We start from the raw sequence: 14,585 nt of genomic DNA on the forward strand, positions 1-14,585 counted from the left end.
GCGCCAGCGTAGTCCAGGTGATCAGTCAGAAGGTGTATTTCAACGAGAAGGTGGCGTAGTCACGATCGGCGTACGGGCGCTTGATCGCATCGGGCGAGCCGAGGTAGCCGACGTAGGTGAGCGCGGCCTCGAGGTTGCCCAGGTACTTGAAGGTGGTGCCTACACTGAGGCGGCGGTCACCCTGCACGCCGGATATGCTCCCGGCCATGGGCGTCGAGCCACTGAACACGTTGGAGAAGCGCACCGGCACTTCCAGATCCCAGCCTTGGAAAACCCCCGGATAACTGAACGAGGCGCCGACGGTGAAGGCGCTGGCATCGCGCGAGCGCCAGCCGGTTGCAGTCTTGTAGGTGTAGTCATCGGATGCTCCGACCAAGGGTTCGAGGCTCGGCAACAGGGCCACGCCCTGCAGGTTCCCGGCCGCCGAGGTGGCGTCGACACTGTCGACACGCACGTGGATGATTTCGCCGGTCAGGGTGGTCTGGCTGGCCCAGGGACGATCGCCCAGCACGCGCATGGCCGAGAGCTGGAACTGCTGGCCCTTGCCACGTGCAGGCGTCGGGCCCAGGCCGGTATTGACCATCACCGGCGCCCCGTCGCGGTACGACCATTCGGCGCCGATCTGGGTTTCGCCGAGCTTGGTCGAGGCGCTGATGCCGGTGAGCTTGATGTCCTCGAAGTACTTCACCCGATAGCCATTGGCGGCGAAGGCGAACTGCCCACCGCCCACTGCCACCGGGCTATAGCCAACCAGTGCGGTGGCCGGGTTCTTGTCGTGGTAGTTGACGTGGAACAGCGACAGCTCCAGGGCCGGCACGGGCCGGTAGCGCAACTGCACACCCCACTGGCCACTGTCACGCGGCTCGTCGGTGCCGCGGTAGGGCACGTTGCCGGTCGGCGTGATGAGGAATTCGCGACCCGGGCCGATCACATCGGTACCCGACAGGTAGCTGCCCACCGGGGCCAGCTCGGTGCCTTTCCATTCGTACTGCACGTAGGCGCCGAAGGTGAACTGCGGATTGAAACGGTACGAGGCCGACACCTGGCCGACCGGCAGCAGGACTTCCTTGACCTCGACCCCTGGCTGCGCTGCCTTGACCGCATCCGAGGGGTTCTGCACGCCGTTGACGCCGGGGTAGTACAGGCTCTCGCCCCACGACTCGATATGGCGACCGGCCTTGACGTCGAGCATCGAGTCGTTGTCGAAGCGCCAGCCACCGAACACGTAGGCATCCAGCAGGCGTGTGCGGCCACCGCTGTAGTATTTCGCATCGCTGGTGAACTCGTCGTTGTCGCCGTCCTTGTTCACCGTGGCCGGCGAATCGTTGTCGTTCTTGCGGTGGTAGACATCGTCATAGAAGGTACTGGCCCGCACCACGGCGCCGTAGTTGTCCTTGCGCATGATCATCTCGCCCAGTGCCCCCAGACGGTTGGTGGTCAGGCTGCCCTGGTTGAAGTTGCGGTCGCCGTCGTCGGCGTTGACCCCCATCAGGCGATCGCTGGGTTTGCCCAGGCGCACGCCGATGCCATAGCTGGTGGTCACCGACCAGTCGATGGTCGCGCCATTGTCGAACTCGATGGTTTCCCCCGCCCAGGCCGGCGCCGAGGCCAGGGCGATCGCCGCCGTCAGGCTGACCAGCGGCACGCCGCGGCAAGCAAGGCCAGTCGCTAGGCCCGTACCGTTATTGTTGTTCTTGTCGATCACACGGACTCTCCTGATGGGCAACCAGCTGGCTGCCTGGAATGTTCAACGTCGCCGTCGGGCCGGGCGCGAACCCCGGTTGCCCCGGCGAGCTGCGGCGGTAGCGTAAATGCCCCTGCTGCAGTTCACGCACGAGCAGCCCTTCGGCCATGAGGTAGTTGGCATGGGCCAACGTTTCGCCAAGCGCCATCAGTTCGTCGAAACGCCCTGACAGCTTGGGGAACAACACGGCCATCAGCTCGAGCGCGGTGCGCGGCTCGTCACAGCTGGCCAGCATCCGCGACAACTGGGCCTGGTGATGGGCCTGCAGTTGGTCCAGGCGCGCATGCAAGTTGTAGAACGGCCGCTCGTGGGCCGGCAGCACCAGCACGCTGTCCGGCAGCGCGCGCAGGTGTTCGAGCGAGGCCAGCCATTCGCGCAGCGGGTCGGCCTCCGGCTCGGTGGCGTGCACGCCCACGGTGGGGGTGATGCGCGGCAGTACCTGGTCGCCGGCGATCAGCACGCTGCCGTCCTCGGCGTACAGGCAGGCATGCTCCGGAGAGTGGCCACGGCCGATCACCACGCGCCAGTGGCGGTCGCCGATGGCCAGGCGGTCGCCTTCGCGCAGGCGCCGATAGCTGTTGAAGTGCAGCGGCCGGAAGTGGCCGTTCTGGATCAACCGGTACAACTCGCCGATCGCTTCCTGGTCATAGCCGGCCTTGGCGTAGAAGTCGCTGAAGTCCCAACCTGGAGCTTGTCCGGCGGGTACTGCCTGATACAACGAGCGGTATTCGCTCGCGGTCATGTAGATCGGGCAGCGATAGCGCTCGGCGAGCCAGCCGGCCACGCCGGCATGGTCGGAGTGGTAATGGGTGCAGATCACCGCCAGCACCGGCTGGCCGGCGAACAGCTCGGCGAACACGCGCTCCCAGACCTCACGGGTTTGCGGGGTGTTCATGCCGCTGTCCACCACTACCCAACCACTGCCGTGGCGCAACAGGTACAGGTTGATGTGGTCGAGCCGAAATGGCAGTGGCATGCGCAGCCACCACACCCCGTCCGACACCTCGCGCCACTCGCCACTGCCTTGTGCCTGCGGCCAGGGGTAACGCAGGCCACCTTCCAGCGTCTGCTCGTCACCGTCACGTTCAGCCATGCTGGCCACCGACGAACGCTGGCAGCCCGACCTGAGCCAGCATCTGCTCGGAATACGGCTGGTAGCTGCGGCTGCTTTCATCGCGGATGAACAACGGGTCGCTGCAGGCTTCGGGGCTGTAGCCCTGGCGTTGCAGGTCGACCTTGCGCAACTTGAAGGTGCTGGTCAGGTCCGCTGCCGCGCTCACCCGCACGAACATCGGCGCGGCATAGCGCGGCAGGCGCGCCTCGGTCAGTTGGTAAAACGCTTGCGGGTCGAACGCCTGGCCGGGCTGCATCAATACCGCGGCCATGCCCGCCCTGCCCTCGTGCTGCGGCACCTGCACGCCGTAGATGTTGATCAGCTCCAGGCCCGGCAGGTCACTGAGGGCGTCGGCCACCTCCTGGGTAGAAACGTTCTCGCTCTTCCAGCGGAAGGTATCGCCGATGCGGTCGACGAAGTAGCAGTAGCCGTCGGCGTCCTGGCGCAGCAGGTCGCCCGAGCTCCACCAGGCATCACCGACCTGCAGCACATTGCGGCGGATCTTGCTCTCGGTGGCCGCTTGGCAGGTATAGCCCTCGAAGCGACCGCCACCGATGTCCGGGTGGTCGACGATAAAGCCCATGGCCTCACCCACTTCGCCGACCTCGCACAGCTGGTAGAAGCCGTTGGCATCGCGTGGGTGGCAATCGTTCTCCACGTCGTAGCGCACCAGGCGCAGATTGGTGCGGCTCCAATCCGGTACACGCCCGCAGGAACCAAGGTAATTGTCGACATTGATCAGGTTGGTATTGGCTTCGGTAGCGCCCCAGCCTTCGAACACCTGGAGCGGGCCGAACCGCTCGAGCCAGCGCTGCCAGGCGTCGCCCGACAGCCCGGCGCCGAGCATGCAGCGCAGGCTGTGCTCACGCTCCCCGGCCTGTGGCGGGCGGTTGAGCAGGTAGCGGCAGATTTCGCCGATGTACTGGAACACGCTGATGCGATGGCGTGCCACGTCGCTCCAGAACTCGCGCACGCTGAACTTGCGGCGCACCACGATGCTGGCGCCGACGCGCAGCGCCGTGGAGGTGACCGAAGTGGCGGCAGCGCCGTGGTAAAGCGGCAGGCAGCAATAGAACACATCATCGGCGGTGGCCTGCAAGGTCACTTCCATCACATCGCCCGACGACATCCAGCGCATGTGGCTGTAGCGCGCCGCTTTCGGCAGCCCAGTGGTGCCCGAGGTGAAGATCAGCAGCGTCGGTGCCTGAGCTTCGATGCCAGCACGCAGTTCGCGCGGGAAGCGGCTGCGCGGCGCGCCGGCAAGGTCGGCGGCGAAGCTGGCGTCGATGCCGGCAGGGAGCGCGCCCGGCCATGGCTGTTCGGCGTCGTTGACCAGCCACACCGGCAGGTGCGGCAGGCCCTCGGTGGCCTGCAGGTTGCCCAGGCACTCCTCGCCCACGACCAGCGCCTTTGCGCCAGTGGTTTGCAGCGCATGCACCAAGGGTTTGCCGGCCACCTGGGTGTTGATGAAGGCCACCACTACCCCGAGCTTGACCAGGCCGAACCAGCAGGCGAAGAACGCCGGGCGATTTTCCATCGCCAGGGCGCACACATCGCCGGGACGCAGGCCACGGGCCACACAGGCATGGGCCATCTGATCGGCCAGGCGGTCGACTTCGGCGTAGCTCAGCACCTGTTCGCCATAAATGAGGAACGAGCGCTCGGCGTGGGTATCGGCCTGCGCCTCCAGGCGGTCGGCCAGGGTGTAGAGGTCGCGGGGCTTGATCTGCGCGCTGGCGGCGCTGCGCAGGTCAAGCAGAGCCTGGGTCTGCTCGCGGCTGACCGGGTGTTGGCTGGCCGAGGTCATCGTGAGCGGCAGGTTCATTGCGTCACCTCCAGGCTCGCCTGCCAACAGGGGTAGTCGCTGTAGCCCGCCGGCCCGGGGGTATACAGGGTCTTGCGATCGAACCCGGCCAGGGGCCGGCCGTGGCGCAGGCGCTCGACCAGGTCGGGGTTGGCGATGAAATGCCGGCCGAAGGAAACGGCCGTGCCCTCGCCCGCCTCCAGCGCGGCACGCGCCGACTGGCCATCGAAACCATCGTTGAGAATCAGGCCCTGGCTGCTGTGGCTGCGCGCCAGGGCGAACGCGTCGAGGCCAGGCACTGGCGAGCGCATGACATGCAGGTAGGCCAGGTGCAGCGGCGCCACCGCCGCGCACAGCGCAGCACTGGTCACGGCCGGTTCGCTGTCGTCGATGTCGTTGTAGGGGTTGCCAGGGCACAGGCGCAGGCCGACCCGACCGGCACCGATGGCGGCAGCCATGGCTTCGAGCACCTCCTGGGCAAAGCGCACGCGGTTGCGGGCGTTGCCTCCGTAGGCGTCGCTGCGCTGGTTGCTGCCAGCGGCCATGAACTGCATGGGCAGGTAGCCGCTGGTGCAATGCAGCTCGACACCGTCGAAGCCCGCCTCGCGGGCATTCAGCGCGGCCTGGCGGTAGTCGTCGATCACCCCGGTGATGCCCTCGAGGCTCAGCGCTTCGGGCAACTCGGTGTCGACCATGCCGGCGGCATCGCTGTACACCTGGGCGCGCGCGCGGATCGCCGACGGCGCCACGGTGGCGGCACCGTGGGGCTTGTTGTGGCGGCTGGCGGCCCGCCCGACGTGCATCAATTGCAGGACGATGCGCCCGCCTTCGGCGTGCACGGCGCGGGTCACCTGGCGCCAGGCGGCAATCTGTTCGGCGCTGTAGATCGCCGGGGTGCGGCAGTAGCCCAGGCCACTGGCCGACGGCGCGGTGCCCTCGGCCACGATCAGCCCGGCGCTGGCCCGCTGACGGTAGTAGGCGACCGTGTCGCTGCCCGGCACGCCTTGGTGGTCGGCGCGGCTGCGGGTCATCGGGGCCATGACGATACGGTTGGCCAACTGCAGTTCGCCCAGCCGCACAGGCTCGAACAAGATGCTCATTTCAGCTCCTTCACTCTTCTTGTTGCCGGTGTGCAAGGGCCGCGAAACACCGGAGATGAGCTGAATGATTCACCCTGGACAGGTGCGAAACATCGTCCGTCGAGACTAGTCTTGTGCGCCTTGCCCGAAGCCCCTCGCAAGCGGCCCAGCAAGCGCCGAAACTGGTCTGAACAGACGATGAAATCGTGCCAGGATGCGCCGAGCATCGTGCGCACCTAAAACAAGAAACGGAGCTGTACAGTGAACCCATCCCCTCCTGTGACCTGGCGTACCCATTACGCCTTGCTGGTCCTGGCCAGCATCTACGTCTTCAACTACATCGACCGTCAGCTGATGGCGATCCTGATCGAACCGGTCAAGCTCGAGTTCGGCATTTCCGATACCGGTATCGGGCTTCTTTCAGGGGTGACCTTCGCCGTGTTCTACACGGTGTTCGGCCTGCCCCTGGGGCGGCTTTCGGACCGCATCGGGCGCAAGCCGGTGATTGCCTTCAGCTGCATGGCCTGGAGCCTGATGACCATGCTCTGCGGCATGGCCGGCAACTTCCTCACCCTGGTCCTGGCGCGGATCGGCGTGGCCATCGGCGAGGCCGGCGGCACCGCGCCGTCGGTGGCGATGGTCTCCGACCTGTACCCGCCACAACGTCGCTCCACGGCCCTGGCGGTGCTGATGCTCGGTTCGAGCCTGGGGGCCATCGTCGGCCTCGGCCTGGGCGGCTGGATCGCCCAGCACCATGGCTGGCGCTACGCATTCCTGCTGATCGGCGCGCCGGGTATCCTGCTCGGGCTGTTGCTGTTGCTGACCGTGCGCACGCCCGCACCGGTACGCCTGCAAAAGGCTGCCACCGTATCCCACGAAGGCTGGCTGCAGACGCTGGTGGAGCTGATGCGCATGCCGTCGTTCACCTGGCTGGTACTGACCGGTGGCGCGGCGGCGATTGCCGGCTATGCCATCGGTACCTGGAGCCCGAGCTTCCTGATCCGCTCGCACGGCCTGAACATGCAGCAGGCGGGCTTTCTGGTCGGCGTGATCGGCGGCAGTGGCTCGACCATCGGCACCCTGGTGTGCGGCATGCTCACCGATCGCCTGGCGCGACGTGATGTCGGCTGGCAGATCGGCGTGCCGCTGCTGGGCACCCTGCTCAGCATTCCCTTTGCCCTGGCCTACTTCCTGTGGCCACAGGGCATTGCCTTCTACATCGGCGACACGCCGGTGCCCCAGGCCTTTCTGTTCTACAGCGCCTTCGGCTTCTTTGGCGTGTGGTGGGCGACGCCCTGCCTGGGCGCGATCACCCATCTGTTCCCAGCCAACCGCCTGGCCCAGGCCACGGCGATCTTCGTCATGGCCATGACCTTGCTCGGGGTTGGCCTCGGGCCGTTGCTGATCGGCATGCTCAGCGATCTGTTCCTGCCAAGCTTGCAGGGCGAGTCGTTGCGTTATGCGTTGGCGGCTTCGGTGGGGTTGCTGGTGTTGGCGGCGCTGTTCCTGGCGTTGGCATTGCCGCGGTATCGGGCGCAAATCAAGGGCCTGGCGGCTGGGAAGGCGGCGCAGGTAGTACCCGTGTAGCACCGGGTGCTCGTCACGACAGGTTTACCGGTCATGAGATCGAGCGCCGCCCGCGCGGCGCTTCGCGAAGTGTTCGCTGAAGAGGTGTGGTGCCGCATCTATCGAGCGCCGCCCGCGCGGCGCTTCGCGGGGCAAGCCCGCTCCCACATTTGTTGCAACGTGCCACTGTCTGTCAGGCTATGGTTGTCCGCCTTTGGTGGCACCACGGGATATCGGGGTGCCCTGCGCCAACACAAATATTGCGCCGGGCCCACCAGGCTGACAACCATGGCCTATCAGACATAATTGGCCCGAAACAGATGTGGGAGCGGGCTTGCCCCGCGAAGCGCCGCGCGGGCGGCGCTCGATGTGTGCGCCACCCCATACCTCAAGCGCACGCTTCGCAACCCACCAAACGCAAAAGGCCTGGCAGGGTCACCCCTGCCAGGCCTTGGTTCACTCCTGTAGGGTCAACCCATCACCGCCCGATCGCCCTCGCTGCATCGGCGGTGTACATGTCCGGGGTGAACTTGCTTTCGTTGAGGATCGGCCCCTTCTTGGCCTCGTTGGTCATGCCGTAACCGGTGTACTGCCCCGAGTTCAGGTCCATGAAGAACTGCGATCCCGCCTGCCAGCCACTCATGTCCGGATGGTAGTAGTAGTTGACCATCGCATGCTTCCACAGCTGCCCACGGGCATCGTAGTTGTCGGCCATCACCGCGTTCCAGGTGTCCTCGTCGATGAACAGCACGCGTTTGCCGTAGACATGACGGTAGCCTTCCTTGAGGTCCGCCTCGACCACCCAGACCCTGCGCAGCTCATAGCGCATGTACTGCGGATTGGGGTGGTTGGGGGTCAGCAGCTCGGCGTACTTGACCGTGCCGGCATTGGCCTTGAAGGTATTGGCCGGGCTGTAGATCTCGCGCTTGCCCAGCAGCTTCCAGGTGTAGCGTTCGGGGGAACCGTTGAACAGGCGATCCTCGTCCACGGTCATGGTGCCGTTGGTGCCGATCATCGGCTGGTCGTAGCCATACCCGGGCATCTGCCGCACACGACGGGTCGACGGGCTATAGGACCAGGCCTGACGCGACGAAGTGACGAAGTTGTAGGGCTCGTGGGCAATGCTGATCACGCCGTTGTCACGGGCCGGCTTGAGCGTGGTGTTGTAGCTCATCGCCTGGATCATGTCGGAGGTCTTGGGCTCCACCGTCGGCGAGTTGGCCTGGGACAAGTTGCGCGCATGGGCGCGGCCCCAGCCGATGCTGCCATTGGGCAGCACCGACGCCAGGTCGGAGATCTTCTCCTCGGTGTAGGCGCGTGCAGGCAGTTGATGGTTCCACAGCACCTCCATGCCGTTCTTCGGAATCGGGAACGGCACCTGGCCCAGGCCCTCGATGCCCATGCCGTCGTTCACCAGCTTGGCGTCAACGGCGTTCTCCTTGACCCGCTGACACACGTAGTCGGGATAGCGGAAATCGCGATGGCCTGGATAGATGTTCATCTTGTAGCTGCTCGGATACTTCTTCAGCAGCGCCTTCTGCCCATCGGTCAAGTGCGCGGCGTACTGGTCCATGTTCTGCGCGGTGATGGTCAGGATCGGCTTTTCGTCGGCATACGGGTCCACCGGTTGATCACCGGAGAACTTGACGTGCTTCCAGCCCGGCACCTCGCCCAGGTACTTGCCGGTGTAGGGGGGAATGGTGCCCTCGGCGTTGCCCGCCTGCTCGGCACCGACGCAGGTCAGGTCCTTGCCCAGGCGGGCGGCTTCCTCTGGCGACACGGCCGCCTGGGCGACGGTGACCAGGCCCGTGTTGAGACTCAGAGCGGCTGCGAGCATCACACCTGTTGTTGTTTTCATGTACTGCCTCCTTCGCTGATAAGGCTTCTGGTATGGCTTCATTGTTGCGCTTCCGGCCGGCACGGCATCGTCCGGAGGGACTAAACATCACGCACGGCAAACACGCGCCTTGAGCTCGGCCTTGAGCACCTTGCCGGTGGCATTGCGCGGGAGCGGCTGGTCGACGCGATAGACCTGCGCCGGCACCTTGTAGGCCGCCAGGCGCTCGGCGATGAAGCTGCGCACCTGCTCGTCCGCCGGCAGGCTGGCCGGCGCACCATGGATCGCCAGCGCCACCACTTCACCGAGCAACGGGTCGTCGAGGGCGAACGCTGCCGCCTCCAGCACACCGGGCATGTCGCTGACGCAGGTCTCGATCTCGACAGCGGAGATCTTCTCGCCGCCGCGGTTGATCAGGTCCTTGACCCGCCCGCTGATGCACAGGAAACCCTCGGCGTCGAGGTAACCGAGGTCGCCGGTGTCGAGCCAGCCGTCGCGCAAGCTCTGGCGGCTGGCCTCGGCCAGGTTCCAGTAGCCCTCCATCAAGGTCGGCGAGCGCAGCCAGATCAGCCCTTCATGGCCAGCAGGCAGTGGCTGCGACGGGGTGTCGCCGATACGCACCTCGACGATCGGCAAGGGCCACCCCGCCGCAGCCGGGCGGTAGGCGAACAGATCGCCGCCAATGGCCGCGCCAATGCCGTTGCTTTCGGTCAGACCGTACCCGCTGCCGGCGATCACCTGGGGCTTGCGCCCGAGCATCTCGTCCAGCAATCCCGCCGAAGACGCCCCGCCCCCCAGGCCCAGGCCGTACAGGCTGGCGGTGTCGGCGCCGTCATAGCGCGGCGAAGCCAGCAGTTGCTGCATCATCACCGGCGCGCCGTTGAACTGGGTGCAGCGCTCGTCGCGGATCAGGTCCAGCGCCTGCTCGGCGTCCCACTTGTACATCAGCAACAAGCGTCGGCCACCGCGCAGCGCCGAGAGAAACTGGGCATGCAGGCCACTGACATGGAACAGCGGCACGGCCATCAGGCTGGTCGAGGCGAAGCCGCTGCCGAGCATGCCGGCCACCCGCTCGGGTGATGTCAGCGCGCAGAACGCACCCTGGAACTCCAGCGCGGTGAGCGCCTGGCAGATCGCCCGGTGGCTGGACAACACGCCCTTGGCGCGGTTGGTGGTTCCGGAGGTGTAGAGGATCAGCGCGGGCGCCTCGGGCTCGATGTCCAGGGCCGGCATCGGCAACGGATCTGCCGCCAGCAGGTCCTCGTAGCGCAGGCACCGCGCCGGCAGATCCGCGTCGGTGTCGCGCCCGACCACGATGAAGGTGCGCCCGGCTGCCACCAGGTCGTCCTGAAGCAGGCTCAGCCGCGCATCGTCGCCGATCAGCAGCCGCGCACCGCTGTCCTCCAGCCCATGCAGCAGTTCGTCGCGCAGCCCCCAACTATTGAGTGGCACGCAGACAGCGCCGCAACGCTGGATGGCGGCAAAGGCCACCAGCCACGCCGGCTGGTTGCGCATGGCGATCGCCACCCGCTCGCCAGGACGCAGGCCCAGCGGCCCGGCCAATTGACCGGCGAGTCGATCGACAGCCTCGAAATAGCCGGCATAGCTCAGGCGCTGCGCTTGCCAGACGACGAATTCCTTGTCGCCATGCACCCGTGCGGCGTCGAACACCTGCAACAAATTGCGCGGGGCGTGGCGGAAGTAACGCGGGCCGCCATCGTCGGGGTTGATCACTTCGAAAGGCGAGCCAGGGCCGATCAACTGCGCCCAGGCCTGTTGCCAACGTTCAATGCTCATCAGTGGTTCTCCAGCCGCTGCGCTCAGGCGCAGGCTTCGTCGAGGGCCGCGTAACGTTCGCAATGGAAGTCGCGATCACCCAGGCAGGCCTGGGCGACTCGGACCCGCTTGAGATACAGGCCGACATCCAGCTCGTCGGTCACACCGATGCCGCCGTGCATCTGTACCGCTTCGTTGGCGACTTTCAGCGCGGTATCGCCTGCCTTCCACTTGGCCAGGCTGACCAGCCGCCCCCGTTGGGCCGCCTGCAACTGCGGGTCATCGAGTGCCGCCAGCCCAGCCATTACCGCGCTGCGCGCCAAGGCCAGGTCGGTGTAGAGTTTCGCGGCGCGGTGCTGCAGGGCCTGGAACGAGCCGATCGGCACGTCGAACTGGACGCGGGTCTTGAGGTATTCCACGGTGGTTTCGAACAGCTGTTGCGCAGCGCCCAGCAGCTCCGCCGCCAGGCAGGCCCGGCCCCGGTCGAGCGCTGCATCCAACGCCGCCCATGCCTCCCCTGCCGGCCCCAGCAACGCCTGCGGCCCAAGTCGCACCTGATCCAGGCGCAAGCGTCCGCTGTTGCGCGAATCGATCATCGCCAGCGCGCTGCAGTGCACGCCGGGGGTGTCGGCAGGAATCAGGAACAGGCTGATGCCCTGCACTTCGCCCGGTCGCCCGGAAGTACGCGCCGCTACCACGTAGGCATCGGCATCGATGCCATCGATGACCCAGAACTTCTCTCCATTCAGGCGATAACCGTCACCGTCGACAACGGCCGCCAAGGCCACGTCGTGGGGGCGATGCCGCCCGCCCTCCTCCAATGCCAGGGCAACACGCCTATCACCACGGATCACAGGCCGCAGCCATTGTTCCTGCTGCTGCGCCGAACCGCTCAAGGCCAGCAGCGAACCGGCCAGGACCACGCTGGACAACAGCGGCGAGGCCGACAAATGCTGGCCCTTGGCCTCGAAGATCGGCCCCAGGCCCATGCAGCCAAAATCCAGCCCGCCCAGGTCCGAGGCGAACGGAATCGCGCTCCAACCCAACTCCACCGCCTCGCGCCACAGCTGGCTGTCGAAGCCTTGCGCCACACCCTGGTCGCGCAGGCGCCGCTGCGCCGCGACGGGGCTGCGGGCAGCGAGAAAGTCGCGCGCACTGTCGGCGAGCAGGCGTTGTTCGTCGTTGTAACGCAGGTTCATGCCGACACTCCTTTCTTGCCGTCGGGCAAGCCAAGCACGCGCTTGGCGATGACGTTGAGCTGCACTTCCGAAGCGCCACCGGAAATGGTCAGGGCATAGCTGTTGAGCCAGGCGCGGGTCACTGCCAGCTCGCGCTCGCTGAAGCCCGCAGCCTGCCAGCCGAGGGCATGGCCACCCATGGCGTCGAGCAGTACCTCGAACTTGTCGCGCTCCTGCTCGGTGTGCAGCAGTTTCATGATCGCCATCAGCCCGCTGATGTCGTCGCCGCTGCGACCTTGCTCGGCCATGCGCTGCACGGTCAGGCCATAGGCATGCTCGTCCATGGCGCAGGCCACGGCTCGCGCCTGCAAGGCCAGCTCCGCCTGGCTGCTGGGGCGCGGCAGATATTCGCGCAGCAGTGCCAGCAGGTCGAAATGCGAAGGCAGGCTGAACTCGCCGAACTTCGACATGGCCTTGCGCTCGTGCTGCAGCAGGTACTTGCCGAGGTTCCAGCCGCCGTTGAGCGGGCCGATCAACTGGCGCTTGGGCACCTTCACGGCATCGAAGAACACCTGGCAGAACGCCGACTTGCCGCTGATCAGGTCGATCGGCACCGCCTTGACCCCGGGGCTGCGCATGTCCAGCACGATCAGGCTGATGCCCTCGTGCTTGGGTGCCTGGGTGTCGGTGCGCACCAGCGCATACATCCAATCGGACTTGTCGCCGTAGGAGGTCCAGATCTTGCTGCCATCGACCACGAAGTGGTCGCCGGCATCGCGCGCGGCCATCTTCAGGCTGGCAAGGTCGGAACCTGCATTGGGTTCGGAAAAACCCTGGCACCAGCGCACCTCGCCCCGTGCCATGGGCGGCAGCAGGCTGCGTTTCTGCTCTTCGCTGCCGTAGGCCAGCAGCACCGGGCCGAGCATCCAGATACCCAGGTTGATCTGCGGTGGCCGGCATTTGAGGCGGCGCATTTCACTTTCCAGCACCGCCACCTGCTCGGCATCCAGGCCGGCGCCACCGTAGGCCTCGGGCCAGTCTGGGCAGAACCAGCGTTGGTCGCGCATGCGCTCGAACCACAGGCGCGCGTCGTCGCTGGGAAACTGCGGTTGGCTGGCGCCCCAGACCACATCGCCCTCGCCCATGGCGGTGCGCATCGACTGCGGGCAGTTGGCTTCCAGCCAGGCACGGGTGTCGTGCCGGAATTGCTCTATCGTGCTCATCGGATGCAACCCTCGGCCCGGCCCCGGTCAGTGCCGCGGGCGGGGCCTTTCGTTGTGGTTGTTGTGGCTGAATCGAACGCTGCCGGCTCAGCGCTGGGTACGCGGCATGCCCAGGCCGAACTGGGCGATCAGCTCGCGCTGGATTTCGTTGGTGCCGCCGCCGAAGGTCACGGTGACCGAGGCACGCAGTTCGTACTCCAGATCGCCGTGCAGTGCAGCGGCCGCAGAGCCGCCGCGGACCACGCCGTTGGCGCCGACGATGGCCGACAGCCTTCGCAGGATTTCGATGGCCGACTCGGAGCCATAGACCTTGGTGGACGAACTCAAGGCCACGTCCATCTGCTCGCGCTCGAGGTTGGCGGCGATGCGCAGGTTGATCAGGCGCATGGCCTCCAGGCGTGCATAGCACTCGGCCAACGAACTGCGCACCCAGGGCTTGTCCATCGCCCGCTGGCCCTGCTCGTCGCGGGCCTTGGCCCAGAGGTAGACGCGGCGGAACAGCCCGACGACCTTGTCCGACCAGGAGCCCAGGCCCAGGCGTTCGTGGTTGAGCTGCGAGGTGATCAGCTTCCAGCCGCCGTGCAGCTCGCCGACCAGCATGTCCCTTGGCACCTGCACATTGTCGTAGTAGGTGGCGGCGGTCGGGTTACTGGTGGTCGGGATCACCGTGCTGGAGAACCCTGGCAGACGGGTGTCGAGAATCAGGATCGACACACCCTTGTGCCTCGCCTGGCTCGGATCGGTACGCGCAGCCAGCCAGATGAAGTCCGCCGACTCGGCGCCCGAGGTCCACAGTTTGTTGCCGTTGACCACGAAGTGCTCGCCATCCAGGCGCGCGCTGGTCCTGAGCACGGCCAGGTCGCTGCCGGCATCGGGTTCGGAGTAGCCGATGGCGAACATGATTTCGCCGGCGGCGATGCCGGGTAGAAAACGCGCTTTCTGCGCCGCGCTGCCATGCTCCATGAGCGCCGGGCCGACCGTACTGATGGTCACGAACGGCAGTGGCGCACCCGCGATGTTGGCCTCCTCGAAGAAGATCAGTTGCTCGGTGGCGGCGTAGCCCTGACCGCCGTGGGCCTTGGGCCAGCCCACCGCGAGCCAGCCATCGCGGCCCATCTGGCGCACGGTCTGGCGGTACAGCTCGCCGCCCTCCTGACCGCGCAGACGTGCGCGCAGCTCGGGTGTCATCAGTGCCTGGAAGTAATCGCGCACCTGGCGGCGCAGCGCATGTTGCTCGGGGGTGAGATCGACGAACATGAAGTGC

10 protein-coding genes are annotated in these 14,585 nt (G+C 66.3%); 1 reads left to right on the forward strand and 9 read right to left on the reverse strand.

Features of this window, described 5'->3' with window-relative positions:
• Positions 1–25: 25 nt before the first annotated feature.
• Genes E6B08_RS17175 through E6B08_RS17190 form a run of 4 tightly spaced genes read right to left on the reverse strand, consistent with a single transcriptional unit; the run spans position 26 to position 5,762 of the window.
• A complete protein-coding gene (locus E6B08_RS17175) occupies positions 26–1,705 on the reverse strand; it encodes a DUF1302 domain-containing protein (protein ID WP_136915148.1) in 1,680 nt (559 codons plus the stop codon).
• On the reverse strand, positions 1,683–2,837 hold the full coding sequence (locus E6B08_RS17180; RefSeq protein WP_136915149.1) for an MBL fold metallo-hydrolase: 1,155 nt from the start codon (positions 2,835–2,837) through the stop codon (positions 1,683–1,685). The genes E6B08_RS17175 and E6B08_RS17180 overlap by 23 nt, the downstream gene beginning before the upstream one ends.
• Entirely contained in the window at positions 2,830–4,683 is a 1,854-nt protein-coding gene (locus E6B08_RS17185) for a long-chain-acyl-CoA synthetase (RefSeq protein ID WP_136915150.1), read from the reverse strand. Before E6B08_RS17185 ends, E6B08_RS17180 begins: the two co-directional genes overlap by 8 nt.
• On the reverse strand, positions 4,680–5,762 hold the full coding sequence (locus tag E6B08_RS17190) for an alkene reductase (protein WP_136915151.1): 1,083 nt from the start codon (positions 5,760–5,762) through the stop codon (positions 4,680–4,682). The genes E6B08_RS17185 and E6B08_RS17190 overlap by 4 nt, the downstream gene beginning before the upstream one ends.
• A gap of 240 nt (positions 5,763–6,002) precedes the next feature.
• On the opposite strand from E6B08_RS17190, the gene E6B08_RS17195 reads away from it, so the two are divergent.
• Positions 6,003–7,328, forward strand: a complete 1,326-nt coding sequence (locus E6B08_RS17195) for a spinster family MFS transporter (protein ID WP_136915152.1) — start codon at positions 6,003–6,005, stop codon at positions 7,326–7,328.
• Positions 7,329–7,785: 457 nt separating this feature from the next.
• Here E6B08_RS17195 and E6B08_RS17200 read toward each other — a convergent pair whose 3' ends face one another.
• The 5 genes from E6B08_RS17200 to E6B08_RS17220 all read right to left on the reverse strand — a co-directional run bounded on the left by E6B08_RS17200 (position 7,786) and on the right by E6B08_RS17220 (position 14,578).
• Entirely contained in the window at positions 7,786–9,144 is a 1,359-nt protein-coding gene (locus E6B08_RS17200; RefSeq protein WP_136917428.1) for a DUF1329 domain-containing protein, read from the reverse strand.
• A 108-nt stretch (positions 9,145–9,252) separates the two neighbouring features.
• Complete coding sequence (locus E6B08_RS17205; protein WP_136915153.1) at positions 9,253–10,941, reverse strand: class I adenylate-forming enzyme family protein; 1,689 nt, start codon at positions 10,939–10,941, stop codon at positions 9,253–9,255.
• A gap of 23 nt (positions 10,942–10,964) precedes the next feature.
• Positions 10,965–12,119: an acyl-CoA dehydrogenase family protein gene (locus E6B08_RS17210; protein ID WP_136915154.1), complete on the reverse strand. Its 1,155-nt coding sequence runs from the start codon at positions 12,117–12,119 to the stop codon at positions 10,965–10,967.
• Positions 12,116–13,321: an acyl-CoA dehydrogenase family protein gene (locus E6B08_RS17215; protein ID WP_136915155.1), complete on the reverse strand. Its 1,206-nt coding sequence runs from the start codon at positions 13,319–13,321 to the stop codon at positions 12,116–12,118. The genes E6B08_RS17210 and E6B08_RS17215 overlap by 4 nt, the downstream gene beginning before the upstream one ends.
• Positions 13,322–13,408: 87 nt before the next feature.
• The gene (locus E6B08_RS17220) at positions 13,409–14,578 is read right to left on the reverse strand and encodes an acyl-CoA dehydrogenase family protein (protein WP_136915156.1); all 1,170 of its coding nucleotides are present in this window, start codon (positions 14,576–14,578) and stop codon (positions 13,409–13,411) included.
• Between the last annotated feature and the right edge of the window lie 7 nt (positions 14,579–14,585).

It is taken from the genome of Pseudomonas putida (genome assembly GCF_005080685.1).
Taxonomy (GTDB): Bacteria; Pseudomonadota; Gammaproteobacteria; order Pseudomonadales; family Pseudomonadaceae; genus Aquipseudomonas; species Aquipseudomonas putida_V.

Coding starts and splice junctions, on each gene's coding strand:
- E6B08_RS17180 (WP_136915149.1), bottom strand. CDS start 2,837: ATGGCTGAACGTGACGGTGACGAGCAGACGCTGGAAGGTGGCCTGCGT.
- E6B08_RS17185 (WP_136915150.1), bottom strand. CDS start 4,683: ATGAACCTGCCGCTCACGATGACCTCGGCCAGCCAACACCCGGTCAGC.
- E6B08_RS17190 (WP_136915151.1), bottom strand. CDS start 5,762: ATGAGCATCTTGTTCGAGCCTGTGCGGCTGGGCGAACTGCAGTTGGCC.
- E6B08_RS17200 (WP_136917428.1), bottom strand. CDS start 9,144: ATGCTCGCAGCCGCTCTGAGTCTCAACACGGGCCTGGTCACCGTCGCC.
- E6B08_RS17205 (WP_136915153.1), bottom strand. CDS start 10,941: ATGAGCATTGAACGTTGGCAACAGGCCTGGGCGCAGTTGATCGGCCCT.
- E6B08_RS17210 (WP_136915154.1), bottom strand. CDS start 12,119: ATGAACCTGCGTTACAACGACGAACAACGCCTGCTCGCCGACAGTGCG.
- E6B08_RS17215 (WP_136915155.1), bottom strand. CDS start 13,321: ATGAGCACGATAGAGCAATTCCGGCACGACACCCGTGCCTGGCTGGAA.
- E6B08_RS17220 (WP_136915156.1), bottom strand. CDS start 14,578: ATGTTCGTCGATCTCACCCCCGAGCAACATGCGCTGCGCCGCCAGGTG.